Annotated in this window: 11 protein-coding genes; 8 read left to right on the top strand and 3 right to left on the bottom strand. The window is 73.8% G+C overall.

Going from position 1 to position 14,933, the window contains the following annotated elements; all coding sequences use genetic code 11:
* Positions 1–59: 59 nt before the first annotated feature.
* From ACE1OA_RS08870 to ACE1OA_RS08860, 3 genes are all read left to right on the top strand, one after another.
* Complete coding sequence (locus ACE1OA_RS08870) at positions 60–719, top strand: histidine phosphatase family protein (protein ID WP_356604239.1); 660 nt, start codon at positions 60–62, stop codon at positions 717–719.
* Between the two features lie 12 nt (positions 720–731).
* On the top strand, positions 732–1,643 hold the full coding sequence (locus tag ACE1OA_RS08865; RefSeq protein WP_356604237.1) for an ADP-ribosylglycohydrolase family protein: 912 nt from the start codon (positions 732–734) through the stop codon (positions 1,641–1,643).
* 591 nt (positions 1,644–2,234) lie between these two features.
* The gene (locus tag ACE1OA_RS08860) at positions 2,235–3,992 is read left to right on the top strand and encodes a DUF4153 domain-containing protein (RefSeq protein WP_432754052.1); all 1,758 of its coding nucleotides are present in this window, start codon (positions 2,235–2,237) and stop codon (positions 3,990–3,992) included.
* A gap of 147 nt (positions 3,993–4,139) precedes the next feature.
* Here the strand turns inward: ACE1OA_RS08860 and ACE1OA_RS08855 are convergent, their stop codons facing one another.
* Positions 4,140–5,693, bottom strand: a complete 1,554-nt coding sequence (locus tag ACE1OA_RS08855) for an MFS transporter (protein ID WP_356604233.1) — start codon at positions 5,691–5,693, stop codon at positions 4,140–4,142.
* Between the two features lie 133 nt (positions 5,694–5,826).
* On the opposite strand from ACE1OA_RS08855, the gene ACE1OA_RS08850 reads away from it, so the two are divergent.
* The 3 genes from ACE1OA_RS08850 to ACE1OA_RS08840 all read left to right on the top strand — a co-directional run bounded on the left by ACE1OA_RS08850 (position 5,827) and on the right by ACE1OA_RS08840 (position 7,974).
* Positions 5,827–6,450, top strand: a complete 624-nt coding sequence (locus ACE1OA_RS08850) for a TetR/AcrR family transcriptional regulator (protein WP_386543102.1) — start codon at positions 5,827–5,829, stop codon at positions 6,448–6,450.
* 98 nt (positions 6,451–6,548) lie between these two features.
* Positions 6,549–7,256, top strand: a complete 708-nt coding sequence (locus tag ACE1OA_RS08845; RefSeq protein ID WP_386543104.1) for a ribonuclease HII — start codon at positions 6,549–6,551, stop codon at positions 7,254–7,256.
* Positions 7,257–7,341: 85 nt separating this feature from the next.
* Positions 7,342–7,974 carry a hypothetical protein gene (locus tag ACE1OA_RS08840; RefSeq protein WP_432752605.1) on the top strand — a complete coding sequence of 211 codons (633 nt, stop codon included), beginning with the start codon at positions 7,342–7,344 and terminating at the stop codon, positions 7,972–7,974.
* Between the two features lie 87 nt (positions 7,975–8,061).
* Here the strand turns inward: ACE1OA_RS08840 and ACE1OA_RS08835 are convergent, their stop codons facing one another.
* Both ACE1OA_RS08835 and ACE1OA_RS08830 read right to left on the bottom strand, forming a co-directional pair.
* Entirely contained in the window at positions 8,062–8,691 is a 630-nt protein-coding gene (locus tag ACE1OA_RS08835) for a hypothetical protein (RefSeq protein ID WP_356604225.1), read from the bottom strand.
* Positions 8,692–8,907: 216 nt separating this feature from the next.
* Positions 8,908–11,091, bottom strand: coding sequence for a RecQ family ATP-dependent DNA helicase (locus ACE1OA_RS08830; protein WP_432752604.1), 2,184 nt, complete (start codon positions 11,089–11,091; stop codon positions 8,908–8,910).
* A gap of 123 nt (positions 11,092–11,214) precedes the next feature.
* On the opposite strand from ACE1OA_RS08830, the gene ACE1OA_RS08825 reads away from it, so the two are divergent.
* Positions 11,215–12,711 (top strand): DUF4192 domain-containing protein, encoded by a 1,497-nt coding sequence (locus ACE1OA_RS08825; protein ID WP_384867702.1) that lies wholly within the window; start codon positions 11,215–11,217, stop codon positions 12,709–12,711.
* A gap of 112 nt (positions 12,712–12,823) precedes the next feature.
* Positions 12,824–14,878: a glycogen debranching N-terminal domain-containing protein gene (locus ACE1OA_RS08820; RefSeq protein WP_432752603.1), complete on the top strand. Its 2,055-nt coding sequence runs from the start codon at positions 12,824–12,826 to the stop codon at positions 14,876–14,878.
* Positions 14,879–14,933: the final 55 nt, after the last annotated feature.

Here is a 14,933-nt window from a genome sequence, read left to right as displayed (position 1 = left end):
GGCGCGCGCCGCCGGGGCCGGTCCGGCGCGATCGACAGGACACCGCCTAGGGTCGGGGCATGGCACGACCGCGGCGCATCGTTCTCGTACGGCACGGAGAGTCGGAGGGCAATGCCGATGACACGGTGTACGAACGCGAGCCCGACCATGCGCTCAAGCTGACCGAGACCGGGTGGCGGCAGGCCGGCCGGACGGGGGAGCGGTTGCGCGAGCTGTTCGGCGAGGAGGGGGTCAGCGTCTACGTCTCGCCCTACCGCCGCACCCACGAGACCTTCCGCGCTCTCGCGCTCGACCCGGCCCACGTGAGGGTGCGGGAGGAGCCGCGGCTGCGCGAGCAGGACTGGGGAAACTGGCAGGACAGGGACGACGTCCGGCTGCAGAAGGCCTACCGGGACGCGTACGGGCACTTCTTCTACCGCTTCGCCCAGGGCGAGTCCGGGGCCGACGTGTACGACCGGGTCGGCGCCTTCCTGGAGAGCCTGTACCGGAGCTTCGAGGCTCCCGACCATCCGCCGAACGTGCTGCTCGTGACCCACGGACTGACCATGCGGCTGTTCTGTATGCGTTGGTTCCACTGGACCGTGGCCGACTTCGAGTCGCTCTCCAACCCGGGCAACGGCGAGACGAGGATGCTCCTGCTGGGCGACGACGGCCGCTATCGGCTTGACCGGCCGTTCGAACGCTGGCGTACCCCGGAACCGTACGGCTACACCGGATAGAGTGGCAGAGCGATGACCGCTGACTCCTCTCTCGACCGGCGCTTCGACCGCGCCCTGGCCAGCCTCCGCGGACTGGCCGTGGGAGACGCCTTGGGCTCCCAGTACTTCGTCCCCGTCAACTACCCGCTACTGAAACGACGCGAGCCGCCGGCCGGCCCCTGGCAGTGGACCGACGACACCGAGATGGCCTGCTCCGTGCTGGCCGTGCTGGCACGGCACGACCGGATCGACCAGGACGCACTCGCACAGTCGTTCGCCGAGCACCACGACTTCGACCGGGGCTACGGTCCCGCGGTGAACCGGATGCTCCGCCTCATCCGGGAGGGTGGCGACTGGCGCGAGCTGGCCGCGGCGCTCTTCAACGGACAGGGCTCCTGGGGCAACGGCGCCGCCATGCGCATCGCCCCGCTCGGCGCCTGGTACGCGGACGATCCGGAGCAGGCGACGCATCAGGCCGAGATCTCCGCCTACACGACACACCAGCACCGTGAGGCCGTCGTCGGCGCCATGGCCGTGGCCGCCGCCGCCGCGCTCGCCGCGGACCCGGCCGGCCCGCCCACGCCCACGGACCTGCTCGACGGAGTGATCGCCCTGGTGCCGCGCAGTGCCGTCGGCGCCGGCCTGCGCAGGGCACGCGACATGCTCGACTACGGCGACGCGGGCACGGTGGCCGCGGTCCTGGGCAGCGGCCGGCGGACGAGCGCGCACGACACGGTGCCGTTCGCCCTCTGGTCGGCCGCGCGAGGTCTCGACGACTTCGAGCGGGTGTTCTGGACGACCGCCCAGGTCGGCGGAGACGTCGACACGACCTGCGCGATCGCGGGCGGCGTCGTCGCCTCCGCGGTGACCGGCGCTCCCCCCGCCGCGTGGACGGAGCAGACCGAGGAGCTGCCGGGCTGGGTGCCGACCGAGGTTCGCCCCTGACGAGCCCTGAACGGCCGGCGGACAAGCGGGGCGATCCGCCCCGTACCGCCGGCTTCCGTCGGGCGTGAGTGTCACGGTCCTGCCACAGCGCCGTCCGGCCCCGGTCAGGGGGCCGGACCGGCGTTAGAGTCGGCCACTCCGTAGCGCTGATCATGACAACAGCGCGCCGACGAGACGCCCGGACCGCAGTCTTCCGCCGACACCGGCCCTGTGGGGACCGGGCCGGGAGGGGGTCCCGTGTCCGAAACGCCGTCCGCTTCGCCGCCACCGCCATCGGAGCGCACTCCGGCCGGAGCCGCGCCGGACTCCGCCCAGGGGGAGGGCCGGGTCCCGGCGGCGGATCAGGGTTCCGCCCCGCAGTCCGACTCGGACCGGAAGGCCGCCGCGCAGCATGCGCCGGGCTCCCCGCCCGACGAGCCGCCCGCCCCGAAGGTCCCGGCACAGCCTGCCCCGGAGACCGGCGCCGAGTCGAACGCCGGTGCCGAGGCGCAGTCGGGCGCCGCCCCGACGTCCGGAGCCGAGCCGCGGTCCGACGCCGCGCCGAAGGCCGACAGCGCCCCGCGGCCCGAGGCCGACCGGCGGCCCGTTTCGGTGGCGAAGCAGGACGCACGGCCGACGTCCGGAGCCGAGCCGCGGACGCCGGGGCCGGCGGCACCGTCGGGTCCCGTGGGGACGCCGCCCGGCACCCGCGGGGCGCAACCCGCGGCCGGGCCGCAGGGTGCACCTCGGCCGCGGGCGGGGGCGCACACCGGCCGTCCCGGCGGTCCGGCACCGCACGGCCCGTGGGCCGGTGCGCCGCACCGCCCCTGGGGAGCACCTCAGCCGTCGCCCCCGAGTTGGCTCTCGCGGCTGCGCCCCGCACCACCTGCCCGGGCGACGATGCCGACCATCTGGGCGATCCTGGCCACCGGGCTGCTCAGCGCGCTCCTGCTGGACGAGGGAATCGGCCTCAACCTGCTGATCGTGGCCGTGCCCGCGATCCTCGCCGCCTCGTTCGCCGCGCGCGCCGCGCGGCGTAGGCTCCGCCCCTGGACGCTCGTCTGGGCGGTCGGCGGTCTCGCGCTGCTCCTCGTGCCCGCCCTGCGGGACGCGGGCTGGCCGACGTTCCTCGCCATCGTCTCCGCCCTCGTGCTGACCGCGTTCGCCCTGCACGGCGGCAGTGGCTGGCCGAGCATCCTGTTCGGTCCCCTCGGGCTCGCCGACTCGCTCGGGTCCGGCACCACCTGGGCCTGGCGCGGCGTGCGGGAGCGGGCCGACGGCAGCCGGGGCCGGTGGCTTCCGGTCCTGCGCACCGGCGGAGTGGCGGTCCTCCTGCTCGTCGTCTTCGGCGCGCTGTTCGCCGGTGCCGACGCGGCCTTCGCCGACCTGCTGGGCTCGCTCATCCCGGACGTCTCCGTGACCCAGGTGCCCTGGCGCCTCTCGTTCTTCCTGCTCGGTCTCTTCGGCGCGATCGCCGTGGCGCGCACCGCGGCCGCGCCGCTGCGCTGGGACCGTATGGTGATCCGCCCCGGACGGGCCCGCGGGCGCGTGGAGTGGGCCCTGCCGCTGATCGTCATGAACCTGCTCTTCGCGGCGTTCAACGCGGTGCAGCTCGCCGTCCTCTTCGGCGGGTACGACAAGGTGCTCAGCGAGACCGGCCTGACCTACTCCGAGTACGCCCGGCAGGGTTTCTGGCAGCTGCTCATGGCCACGCTCCTCACTCTCGTCGTCATCGGCCTCGCGCTGCGCTGGGCACCGCGCGCCGACGCCCGTGACCGCACGCTCGTCCGGGCCGTGCTGGGCACCCTGTGCGTCCTGACGCTCGTCGTGGTCGCGTCCGCGCTGCGCCGCATGGACCTGTACGTGGACGCGTACGGGCTCACCCGGCTCCGCGTCTCGGTCGCCGCGATGGAGATCTGGCTGGGCCTCGTCATCCTGCTGATCATGGCCGCGGGCGTCTTCGGGGCACGCCTCCTGCCGCGTGCCCTGGCCGCGAGCGCCGCGGTCGCCGTGCTGGCCTTCGGGCTGGTCTCGCCGGACGCGATCGTCGCCGAGCGCAACGTGGAGCGCTACGACCGTCTCGGCAAGATCGACCTCCACTACCTCGAAGGACTCTCGGCCGACGCCGTGCCCGCACTGGACCGGCTGCCCGAGCCGCAGCGGTCCTGCGCCCTGCGGGACATCGACGCCCGTCTCCGCGAGGACGACGCCGACTGGTACGCCACGAGCTGGTCGCAGGCGCGGGCCCGTTCGATCCTCGCCGAGCGTGGGATAAGCGTCTCGCCCGGCGCCTGCGGCAGGCCGAGCCGCGACGAGGAGTTCGACCCCTACGACCCCTATGGCGAGGGCGACCCGTACGACGTTCCCTGACCCGCGAGCCGTCCCGCACGGGGCGCCGCGCCCGGTTCTCACGCACGGTCCCCGGATCGGTGGCACCGGCGGCTGTGCGCCGCCGGTGTCCCGAACCACCGGGCCCCAGGGGGTCTTGCCGATCTTGCCGGGTCGGCAGGACACTCCCTACGCCACCGGACCCGCGGCCTCCGCCTTGCCGCTCAGCGCCTCCAGATCGCTCTTGCGCACCCGGATCACCACGACGGCCGTCACGAGCGCCAGGAGCACCATGCCCACGGCCGCCTGGAAGGCCGTCGAGATCCCGGACGTCAGAACCTCGTGACCCCACGGAGCGGGCAGCTCCTTCGTCGCCGCGAACTCCGCCTTCTGCTCGGGAGTCGCGACGGCGAGGAAGGACGGAAGCTGCTCCTTCGCCTCCTCGCGGCCGGCCGTCCCGAAGACCGTCACCAGGATGGACAGGCCCAGCGAACCTCCCACCTGCTGCGTGGCGTTGAGCAGGCCGGAGGCCGCGCCCGCCTCGTGCTGGGCCACACCCGAGACGGCCGTCAGCGTGAGGGTCACGAAGTTCAGACCCATGCCGAAGCCGAAGACCAGCATCGGGCCGAGGACACCGCCGAGGTACGAACTCTCCGGGGTGATGAAGGTCTGCCAGAAGAGGCCGACACCCGTCAGGCCCGCACCGATGATCATGAAGGGCTTGGGTCCGAGCACCGGCAGCAGCCGCTGCGCGAGCCCCGCGCCCACGCCGATGGCGACCGTGACCGGCAGGAACGCGAGCCCCGACGCGATCGGGCTGTAGCCGAGCACGTTCTGTACGAAGAGGACGATGAAGAAGAACATCCCGAACATCGCCGCGGCCAGGCTGAGCATGATCACGTATGTGCCCGAGCGATTGCGGTCGGCGAACATCCGCAGCGGGGTGATCGGTTCCCTCGCCCGCGACTCGACCACGGCGAAGGCCGCGAGGAGGATCGCCGCGGCGACGAACGAGCCGATGGTGAGCGCGTCGCGCCAGCCCGCCTCGGAGGCGCGGATGAACCCGTACACCAGGGCGGCCATGCCGAGCGTCGAGGTCAGTGCGCCGGCGATGTCGAAGCGGCCCGGATGGCGTTCCGACTCGTTGATGTACAGCGGGGTCAGGAACGCGATCAGCAGACCGATCGGCACGTTGACGAACAGCACCCAGCGCCAGTCGAGCCACTCGGTGAGCATGCCGCCGGCCAGCAGCCCGATGGCCCCGCCGCCGGCCGAGACGGTGGCGAAGATGCCCAACGCCCGGTTCCTCTCCGGGCCTTCCGGGAACATCGTCGTGATCAGCGCGAGCGAGGTCGGCGACGCGATCGCGCCGCCGACGCCCTGGAGGGCGCGCGCGGCGAGGAGTTGCCAGGGTTCCTGGGCGAAGCCGCCGAGCAGGGACGCGAAGGTGAAGAGCAGGATGCCGGCCGTGAACACGCGGCGGCGGCCGAGGATGTCGCCCGCGCGGCCGCCGAGCAGCAGCAGTCCGCCGAAGGTGAGCGTGTACGCGCTGAGCACCCAGGACAGGTCGGTGGTCGAGAAGGAGAGCGCGTCCTGGATGTGCGGGAGCGCGATGTTCACGATGGTCGCGTCCAGCACGACCATCAACTGGCAGGCGGCGATGACGGCGAGAGCGATCCCCGGTCGGCCCTCGCGCCGGGCGGTACCCGGCCTGGTCTGTGTGTCCACTGGAGATGTTGTCACTGCGAATCCCCCACGGAAGAATGAGTGAACGCACCCGTTCACTGTCCTCAACGGTAGTGAGTCCCCGTCAGTGAACGCAACCGTTCACTGAACACTGCCGCCCTCCCGATCGATCCCCAACGGAGAGCCCCTGATGGTTACTTCGCACTCCTCGGCCGCCGCTCGGCCGCAGGGGGCGTCGATGCGACGCCGCGGTCCGGTCCTGGAACGGGCCATTCTCGAGGCCACGCTCGAGCAGTTGAGCACGGTCGGCTGGAGCGGCCTGACGATGGAGGGCGTCGCGGCCGGTGCCCAGACCGGCAAGGCCGCCGTGTACCGGCGCTGGCCGTCGAAGGAGGATCTCGTCGCGGACGCGCTCCGGACCGCTCTGCCGACCGTGGAGGGCCCCGATCTGGGCAACGTGCGGGACGACCTCTACGAGCTGTGCCGGAGGGTCCGGGACGCGATGTACTCCAGGCTCGGCTTCGCCCTGCGGGCGGTGATTCACGAATGCGACAGCGGAGCGGCCGAACGGTTTCACGACCTCATCGTCAGCGGAGTGATCGACCCCTCGACGCGGTTGATCCGGGGCGCGGTGGAGCGTGGCATCCAGCGGGGCGAGGTGCGCGCCGATGCCGGGGCCGAGCTGCTCTACGACGTCATCCCGGCGCTGATGATGTACCGCTCGAAAATGTGCGGCAGTGAATGGAGTGACCCCGAGATCGCCGCCATGATCGACGAGGTCATGGTGCCGCTGCTCCGTCCCGGGGCGGCCTGAGCGGAGCGCCGCCGGCGCCGCCCGCGAGCGCCGACCGGACATCCGACGGGAATCCGGGTATCGCGGGCGGCGTCCCTCGGCGTAACCTGTCTGGCGCCATGCCGTACGAACCACCTACCCACAGCGTCGAGCGATCGCTCCGAGCCACCACCGGCGCCAAGATCATTGCCGGGGTCGACGAGGTCGGACGCGGAGCATGGGCCGGACCCGTCACGGTGTGCGCGGCCGTCACCGGACTCCGCCGGGCTCCCGAAGGGCTCACCGACTCCAAGCTGATCACCCCCAAGCGCCGCACGGCCCTGGCCGTGGAGCTCGAGAAGTGGGTGACCGGCTACGCGCTCGGGCATGCCTCTCCGGAGGAGATCGACGCGCTCGGCATGACCGCGGCGCTCCGGCTGGCCGCGGTGCGTGCCCTGGACGCACTGCCGGTGCGTCCGGACGCGGTGATACTCGACGGCAAGCACGACTACCTCGGCACCCCCTGGAAGGTCCGCACGGTGATCAAGGGCGACCAGTCCTGCATCGCGGTCGCGGCGGCCTCCGTCATCGCCAAGGTGCGGCGCGACTCGATGATGGCCGAGCTGGAGGCCGAAGCGGACTGCTCCGCCTACGCCTTCGCCGCCAACGCGGGCTACCCTTCGCCGGTGCACAAGGCGGCTCTCGAGGAGCGGGGACCCACCCGGTACCACCGGCTCTCCTGGTCGTACCTCGACGCCCTGCCCCAGTGGCGGCACCTCAAGAAGGTCCGCGTCTCCGCCGAGGCGGTCGCTCTGGAAAGCGGGGGCCAACTCGGCTTCGACTTCTGAACCACCCGGTGCCTCGGCAGCCGGGTCGCACGATTGTGCCAACCCGCCGGAGCCCAGTGCGCCGGCATTTGATAGACATCCACTCATGCCTCTCATCCCCGAGGAGCCTCAGATTCACGAGAGTGCCCAGGGTCCCCGCGCCGCCATGGCCGCCGGTCACCCCGCGCCGAGTCCCCGTCCCCTACCCGGACCGCGATCCGCGAGCTCACCGCGTCCCGGGCGTCCCGTGCCCGGACCGGCCAGGCCCGGACCGCCGGTGCAGCGTCAGCACACCGGTGCCGGCCAGCCCGCGTCGTCCGGCCCGGAGAATCGTTCCGAACAGCGATCCGGCCCGCAGATCCAGCTGATCCCCGCTTCCTTCGAAGGCGCGCTCGACGCGGCCGAGGAGGCAGTGGACCTGCTGCTCGAGTCCGGTCGCGCACCGGGAGACATCCTGGTGCTCACCACCGGCGAGCAGCACCCCTGGGCGGCGCACGAGCTGTCCTTCGGCGATGCCGCGTACTGGGCCCAGCAGGACGCCCGCGACGACGTGTTCTTCGCGGACGCCGCCGCCGTGGAGCGGGCGGTCGCCCGCCCCGTGGTGGTCGTGGCGGTCAACGGCGGAGCCGACGAGGCCACCGCCCGCGCTCTGCCCGTCGCCGCCGCCCGCGCGACCACGCTGCTCATCGTCTGCGGTGACCCGCAGCGCATGGGCGCCGTGCTCGGCACGAGCGTCTGAGCCGGAGCACCGACCGCGGTCCTGTCCCGGCCGCCCCTCGCGGGCGGCCGGGCCGTGCCGCTGCCCGCAGGCAGCCCGGCCGTCACCTCAGCGCGCCGCCACGCGGCGCAGGGGCTCGGCGGCGCCTCCCGCCGTACGGGGCGTGAGAACGCCCAGTTCGGACGTGACCTCGCCCAAGGGCGTGGGACGCGAGTCGGAACCGGGATGACGGCCGCCCCGGCCCTCTCCCAGGACCTGCCACCCCCCACGGGTCAGCGTGATGTACGCACCGCAGCGCAGGCCGTGGAGCGTGCACGCGTCCCGGAGCCCCCACATCCAGGCACCGTCCTCCTCGGTCCAGCGCTCGTCGCCCTCGCGGCAGTAGAGCAGCACCGCGGTGCGCACCGGGGAGCGGCGCCGGAGGTCGTGCGGGAGGACCCGGCGCAGATGCGCGAGGAGCGCGTTCCGGAACTCCCAGCCGTCCGCCGGCACGGCACGACGGACGAACGACGCGCTGGCCGCGAGCCGTTCCTCGTGGTCGAGGACGGCGACGACCGCGGTCGTGGGCGTCGGACGGTGACGGGTGTGCAGACCGGTGACGACTTCACGCGGATTGCGCAGCAGGGGGATCCCCGCCGCGGCCCACTCGGCCGGTTCGAGCATCCGAGCGAGGCGGCTGGCGGACCCGGACGACGAACTGATCGAGGTGGCTGCGGACGGAGCGAATCCGAAGGTCACGGTCCTCCCTTCGGATACGCGCCCGCCAGGCGGGCAAAGTCGAGTGAGGGCGCACCACGGCACGGTCCTTCGAGACCGCGTACGGGCCGTGCGGGGCGGATGCCCAATTCTTGCGGGCCTGTGCGCGGGCGGCAACGAGCAATTGAGGCCGCTGACTGGAATGCGCCGGTATGACTCTCATATCCCTGCCCAGTTGCCCATTGTTCACTCCCTGTTTCACCCCTGGACGGCAAGTACCAGTGGGTACACCCCCTCTGCTCCCGCCCGGCGCAGCAGACGGGCCGTCACAGCGAGTGTCCAGCCGCTGTCGGACAGGTCGTCCACCAGCAGGACGGGGCCTTCCGCGGCGGCCAGTCGCGCCGCCAGTTCCGGAGGAACCGTCAGGGCCTGGTGGAGGCCGACCACCCGCTGGGCGCTGTTCGTTCGGGAGAGCCGCAGGTCCTCTGCCTCCGGCGCGTACTCCACCGAACCGAGCAGCGGCATCCGGCCGATCTCGGCGATCCGGCTGCCGAGCGACCCCACGAGCTGCGGCCTGCTCCGCGAGGCGACCGTGACGACACCGGCCGGCCGGTTCGGGGCGTCCGGCTCGCCGGACGACCAACCGCCCGACCCCTTGGCCCAGTCGGCGAGCACGTGGACCACGGCCTGGACGACATCGTCCGGAATGGGACCGTCAGGAGCCTGCTCGGACAGCATCGGGCGCAGCCGGTTGCCCCAGCCGATGTCCGAGAGCCGGCCCAGCGCCCGTCCGCCGAAGGACTGCTCGCCGACGGGGATACGGCCCTTCAGATCCACGCCGACGGCCGCCAGTCCGGTCGGCCACATCTTGCGCGGCTCCACCTCCACGCCGGGCCGCCCCAGCTCGCCCTTGGCGGCGTCGAGCGCGGCGTCGGTGACCTTGGGATCGAAGCGGGACCCCGCGCAGTTGTCGCAGCGCCCGCACGGCGCCGCCTCCTCGTCGTCCAACTGGCGCCGCAGGAACTCCATTCGGCAGCCGGTCGAGGCCGCGTACTCCCGCATCGCCTGCTGCTCGGCCGAGCGCTGCCGCGCCACCCAGGCGTACCGCTCCGCGTCGTAGGCCCACGGCCGGCCGGTGCTCGTCCACCCACCCTTCACCCGGTGCACGGCGCCGTCCACGTCCAGCACCTTGAGCATGGTCTCCAGCCGCGTGCGGCGCAGCTCGACCAGCGGCTCCAGGGCGGGCAGGGACAGCGGCCGGTCGGCCTGCGCCAGCACGTCCAGGGTGCGGCGCACCTGCTCCTCCGGCGGGAAGGCGACCGAGGCGAAGTACTGCCAGATCGCCTCGTCCTCCTTCCCCGGCAGCAGCAGCACCTCGGCGTGTTCCACCCCACGGCCGGCGCGACCCACCTGCTGGTAGTACGCGATGGGCGAGGAGGGCGACCCGAGGTGCACCACGAAACCCAGGTCCGGCTTGTCGAACCCCATGCCCAGGGCGGATGTCGCCACCAGCGCCTTCACCCGGTTCGCCAGGAGGTCCTCCTCCGCCTGCTGGCGGTCGGCGTTCTCCGTGCGGCCCGTGTACGAGGACACGGTGTGCCCGCACTGGCGGAGATAGGCCGTGACCTCCTCGGCCGCCGCGACCGTGAGGGTGTAGATGATCCCGGAGCCCGGGAGCTCCCCGAGGTGGTCCGCCAGCCAGGCCAGCCGGTGGGCGGCGTCCGGGAGACGGACGACACCGAGGCTGAGGCTCTCGCGGTCCAGCGGGCCGCGCAGCACCAGGGCGTCCGTCCCGGCACCCGTGCCGAGCTGCTCGGCCACGTCCGCGGTCACCCGCGCGTTGGCGGTCGCCGTCGTGGCGAGCACCGGCACCCCGGCCGGAAGGTCGGCCAGCATCGTGCGCAGACGCCGGTAGTCGGGCCGGAAGTCGTGACCCCAGTCGGAGATGCAGTGCGCCTCGTCGACCACCAGCAGCCCCGTGGCGGCGGCGAGCCGGGGCAGGACCTGGTCGCGGAAGTCGGGGTTGTTGAGCCGCTCGGGGCTGACCAGCAGCACGTCGACCTCGCCGTCGACCACCTCCTGCTGGACGGTCTCCCACTCCTCCGTGTTGGACGAGTTGATCGTGCGGGCGCGGATGCCGGCACGGGCCGCGGCGTCGACCTGGTTGCGCATCAGCGCCAGGAGCGGGGACACGATCACCGTGGGACCGCTGCCGAGGGAGCGCAGCAGCGAGGTCGCCACGAAGTAGACCGCGGACTTGCCCCAGCCGGTGCGCTGCACGACCAGCGCCCGGCGCTTGTCCGCGACGAGCGCCTCGATGGCGCGCCACTGGTCCTCCCGCAGTCTCGCCGTCCCCGTGGGGTCCCCGACCAGACGGGCGAGTACGGCATCGGCGGTGGCCCGGAGTGCGGCGCGGTCTTCGAGAGGCTCTGCGTTGGTCATGCCCCCATGCAACCCGATGGCTCGGACAAAGCGCGAACGGGCCGCGAGATCTGTGGACAACCGGCCGCGGGAGTTATCCACAGGGCTTTCGCGGGCGACGGGGTCCGCGAGACCGTCGTGACCATGAACACGAACCGACACGAATCACGCACAACCGCCCCGGCGCAGCAGATCACCCTGCGCGGGCCCGCCGAACTGGCCGACGCCCTCCCGTTCGTGCTGGGCTTCCACCCGACCGACTCCGTGGTGCTCGTCGCCCTCCACGGCGAGCACGGCCGCTTCGGCGGCCGGGTCAGGCTCGGCATCCCGGGTGCGCCGGAGGAGTGGCCCGCCACGGCGGAGGGCCTCGCCGAATGCCTCGTCGAAGGAAGCAGTCGGGTCGGGACCCGACCGGACGGCATCGTGGTCTTCCTCTGCCAGGACCCCGCGCCCGGCGAGACCGGCCGACGGGTGATGGAGCGCCTGCGGCCCTTCGCCCAGCGGTTGCGCACCGCCTGCGGGGCCCTCGACATCCCGGTCTACGAGGCTCTGTGCATCTCCGACGGCCTGTACTTCTCCTACTGCTGCCCCGACGTGCGCTGCTGCCCCACGGACGGCACCCCTCTCGCCCTCACGGGGACCTCGGTGATGGCGGCGACCGCCACCTACGCGGGGATCCAGGTGCGCGGATCGCTCAAGGACATGCAGGCGCGGCTGAAGCCCCACGAGTCCCCGGACACCGAGCCGCAGCGCCGGGCGCTGAACTGCGCCGCCGCCGTGATCGTGCCGAGGATCCTAGACGCCGCCACCGGGCAGGGCCGCAGGGAGGTACGGGAGGCCACCCTGGAGCTCGCCGGGGAGGTGCTCCGGCGCTTCGCCCCGCCCGCCGGGGGAGCGGCCGTCCCAGGAGCCGCAGGGCCCGTCGGCGAGGCGCTGGAAGCCGCCTCCTCCGCCGGTCGCCTCCAGGTGGGAACGGCGGCGGCCGACGCGGCCGACGACGGGCTGCTGACGCACGACGAGGCCGCGGCCCTGATCCTCGGGCTCCAGGACCGGGAGACCCGGGACCGGGCCGCGGAATGGATGGAGGGCGCGGAAGGCGCCGCGGCCCTGCGGCTGTGGCGGGCACTGGCCCGCCGCTGCGTCACCCCGTTCGAGGAGCACGCGGCCGCGCCGCTCGCCCTCGCCGGCTGGACGGCCTGGTCGACGGGCGACGAGCCGGCCGCACGGGTGGCTCTCGGCCTCGCGCTGGACGCCGACCCCGACTACCTCTTCGCCCGCCTGCTGCACCAGGCGTGCAACGAGGGGCTCGATCCCGAATCGCTGCGCAGCTGTCTGCGAGGGGAGCGCCGAGCCCGCATGGAGGCCGAGACTCCGGTCCCGGCCGGAGCGCCTGTCGCGGCGGACGGAGGTCCTGCGGCGACCGACAGCCCCGCGGGGGAGCCTCAGGGCTCCGCCGAGGCCCCGCACCCCGCGGAGGGCCGGACGGCGCGGCGCCGGGTGCGGCAGCGGACCGCCCCGCCCAGGGGGCCGCGGCAGACCGGGCCGTCGGCCGGGACCGGCCCTGGCGTCAGCCTCGTCAAGTCCGCACGGGCCACCGGCGCCCGGCGCGGCGGACAGCGCGGGACGAGGAGCGGAAGGTGACGACCGTGACCCGGCCGCCCGCCGAGGCGTTCAGCTCTGTGGCGGAACCGTACGGCCCGTGCCGCCGACGCCACCCCGGCTGTCCGGACCGCACAGAGAGCACGGAACACCCATGGCCCTCAGCCCCGCCCCGGCCTCCAGCGCCGCCTCCGGGCCCGCGTCCGGCGTCGGCATCTCCTCCGCGGGCACGGCACGGCCGGGAGACCTGCCCGCCGTGCACGACGCGATCATCTGTGTCGCCCTGCCCGCCCTCGCCGTCTGCGCCGAGCACGGGCAGCTCACCGGCCACGGCCTCGAAGGGGTCTACCTCGCGGGCCGGCGACTCCTCTCCCGCTGCGTGCTGCGGATCGCGGGCCGCGAGCCCGTGCCGCTCCGGGGCAGACGGGCGGCCGCCGACCGCGCGGTGTTCACAGGCGTCCTGCGTACCGCCGCCGACGCAGGTCCCGACCCCGGTCTCACCGTCGAGCGCACGCGGGGCGCGGACGGAACGGAACGGATCGTCCTGCGCAGTTCCGCCGCCCGGCCGCTTCGACTCCCCGTGGAGATCGCTCTGGCGACGGATCTCGCGGATCTGGGGGCGGTTGCGGCCGGGCTGCCCGGACCCGAGCTCGCCCCGAGCGTCCACGGCACCGGACTGCGGTGGACCACGGCCGACGGGAGGTACGCCGCCGTCACCGCGGACCCGCCGCCGATGGACGCGCTGGCCGCGGCCGGACTCCTGCGCTGGGAGATCGAGTTGGAGCCCGGTGACGCCCGCGGCATCGAACTCCGGGTCCGGGGAGGCGACCGGACGTCCCGCGTTCCCGGAGCCGGCCCCTCGGGGGCGGGACGCCCCGGCGGCCAGGTCCTCGCCGAGGCCCGTGCCGAGGGCGACGACCCACGGCTCGGCGATCTGCTGCGGGTCGCCCTCGACGACCTGCGCGCCCTGCTGCAGCGCGATGCCGCACAGTCGTCCGACGTCCATCTCGCCGCCGGCGTGCCCTGGCGCTGCGGACCGGTCACCGCCGAGGCCCTCTGGGCCGCCCGGATGGCCCTGCCTCTGGGCACCCGCCTCGCCGCCACCACCCTCCGCGTCCTCGCCCGTACCCAACTCGACGGACCGGGACCCGAATCGGGTCGCATCCCGGGCCCTCTCCGGGATGCCGGACCGCACCTCCCGCCCCGCTGCACCGGCGTCGAGGCGACCCTCGCCTTCCCGGCCGTCCTGGCCGAGGCCAGACGGTGGGGACTGCCCGAGCAGGACCTCGAAGAGCTGCTCCCCGCCGCGGAGCGGTGCCTGCGCTGGCTGCGCGCCGCCGCCGACCCGAGCGGCTTCGTGCCGGACCCGGGCCCCGCCGGGCCGTGGCGGGCGGAGACCCAGGCACACGCCCACCGCGCGGCCGTGCTCGGCGCCGACCTGCTCGACGCCTGTGGCCGTCCGGGAGGAGAGCAGCTGCGGGACTGGGCACGAGTCCAGCGGGCCCGGTTCCGGGAGGAGTTCTGGCTCGACGACCCCTCCGGTGGCCGTCCTGTCGCGGCCAGGGCGCCGGGCGGGCGGTCCTGGCCCGTCCTGGGCGGCTGGGCGGCGCACCTCCTGGACACCGGTCTGCTGGGCGGCGGCCGGTACGCGCCGGGACTCCTGGACAAGGCCGCGACCGAGCAGCTGGTGAGACTGCTCGGCACGCCGCTGCTGGACTCCGGCTGGGGGCTGCGGAGCCTCGGCGGCAAGGAACCGGGACACAACCCCTTCGGGCACCGTTCCGGAGCGGTGCGGGTGCACGAGACGGCGGTGGCCGTGGCCGGGCTCGCCACCGCCGGATACGAGAAGGAGGCCGCGTCCCTGCTGCGGGGGCTCGTCGACGCGGCCGAGGCGTTCGGGTACCGGCTGCCGGAGATGTACGCGGGGGAGCAGCGGACGGCCGGCGCGGTCCCGGTGCCGCACCCGGCGGCCTGCCGGCCCGCCGCGGTGGCCGCCGCCGCGGGGGTCCACCTCCTGACCGTCCTGGCCGGTATCCGTCCCGACGTTCCGGGTGGCACGATCGCCCTGCAGCCCGTCAGGTCCGCCCCGCTGGGCGCGGTGCGTCTGTCCGGGCTCCGGGTCGCGGGCGGGCCGTTCACGGTGCGGGTGAGCCGGCTCGGGCTCGGCATGGTGGAGGAGGCCCCCGAGGGCCTCCAGCTGGGGGTGTGAGCGATGGGTGTCCGTCACGTGCCGCGTGCCTCGCGGGGAGGAGAAGAAGTCATGG

The organism is Streptomyces sp. JL2001 (genome assembly GCF_050917515.1).
Lineage (GTDB): Bacteria > Actinomycetota > Actinomycetes > Streptomycetales > Streptomycetaceae > Streptomyces.
This window is presented reverse-complemented; position numbering and strand designations above follow the sequence as displayed.

Bases quoted from the DNA above. Each gene is read 5' to 3' on its own strand.
- ACE1OA_RS08870 (WP_356604239.1), top strand. From the start codon at position 60: ATGGCACGACCGCGGCGCATCGTTCTCGTACGGCACGGAGAGTCGGAG.
- ACE1OA_RS08865 (WP_356604237.1), top strand. From the start codon at position 732: ATGACCGCTGACTCCTCTCTCGACCGGCGCTTCGACCGCGCCCTGGCC.
- ACE1OA_RS08850 (WP_386543102.1), top strand. From the start codon at position 5,827: ATGGTTACTTCGCACTCCTCGGCCGCCGCTCGGCCGCAGGGGGCGTCG.
- ACE1OA_RS08845 (WP_386543104.1), top strand. From the start codon at position 6,549: ATGCCGTACGAACCACCTACCCACAGCGTCGAGCGATCGCTCCGAGCC.
- ACE1OA_RS08840 (WP_432752605.1), top strand. From the start codon at position 7,342: ATGCCTCTCATCCCCGAGGAGCCTCAGATTCACGAGAGTGCCCAGGGT.
- ACE1OA_RS08830 (WP_432752604.1), bottom strand. From the start codon at position 11,091: ATGACCAACGCAGAGCCTCTCGAAGACCGCGCCGCACTCCGGGCCACC.
- ACE1OA_RS08825 (WP_384867702.1), top strand. From the start codon at position 11,215: ATGAACACGAACCGACACGAATCACGCACAACCGCCCCGGCGCAGCAG.
- ACE1OA_RS08820 (WP_432752603.1), top strand. From the start codon at position 12,824: ATGGCCCTCAGCCCCGCCCCGGCCTCCAGCGCCGCCTCCGGGCCCGCG.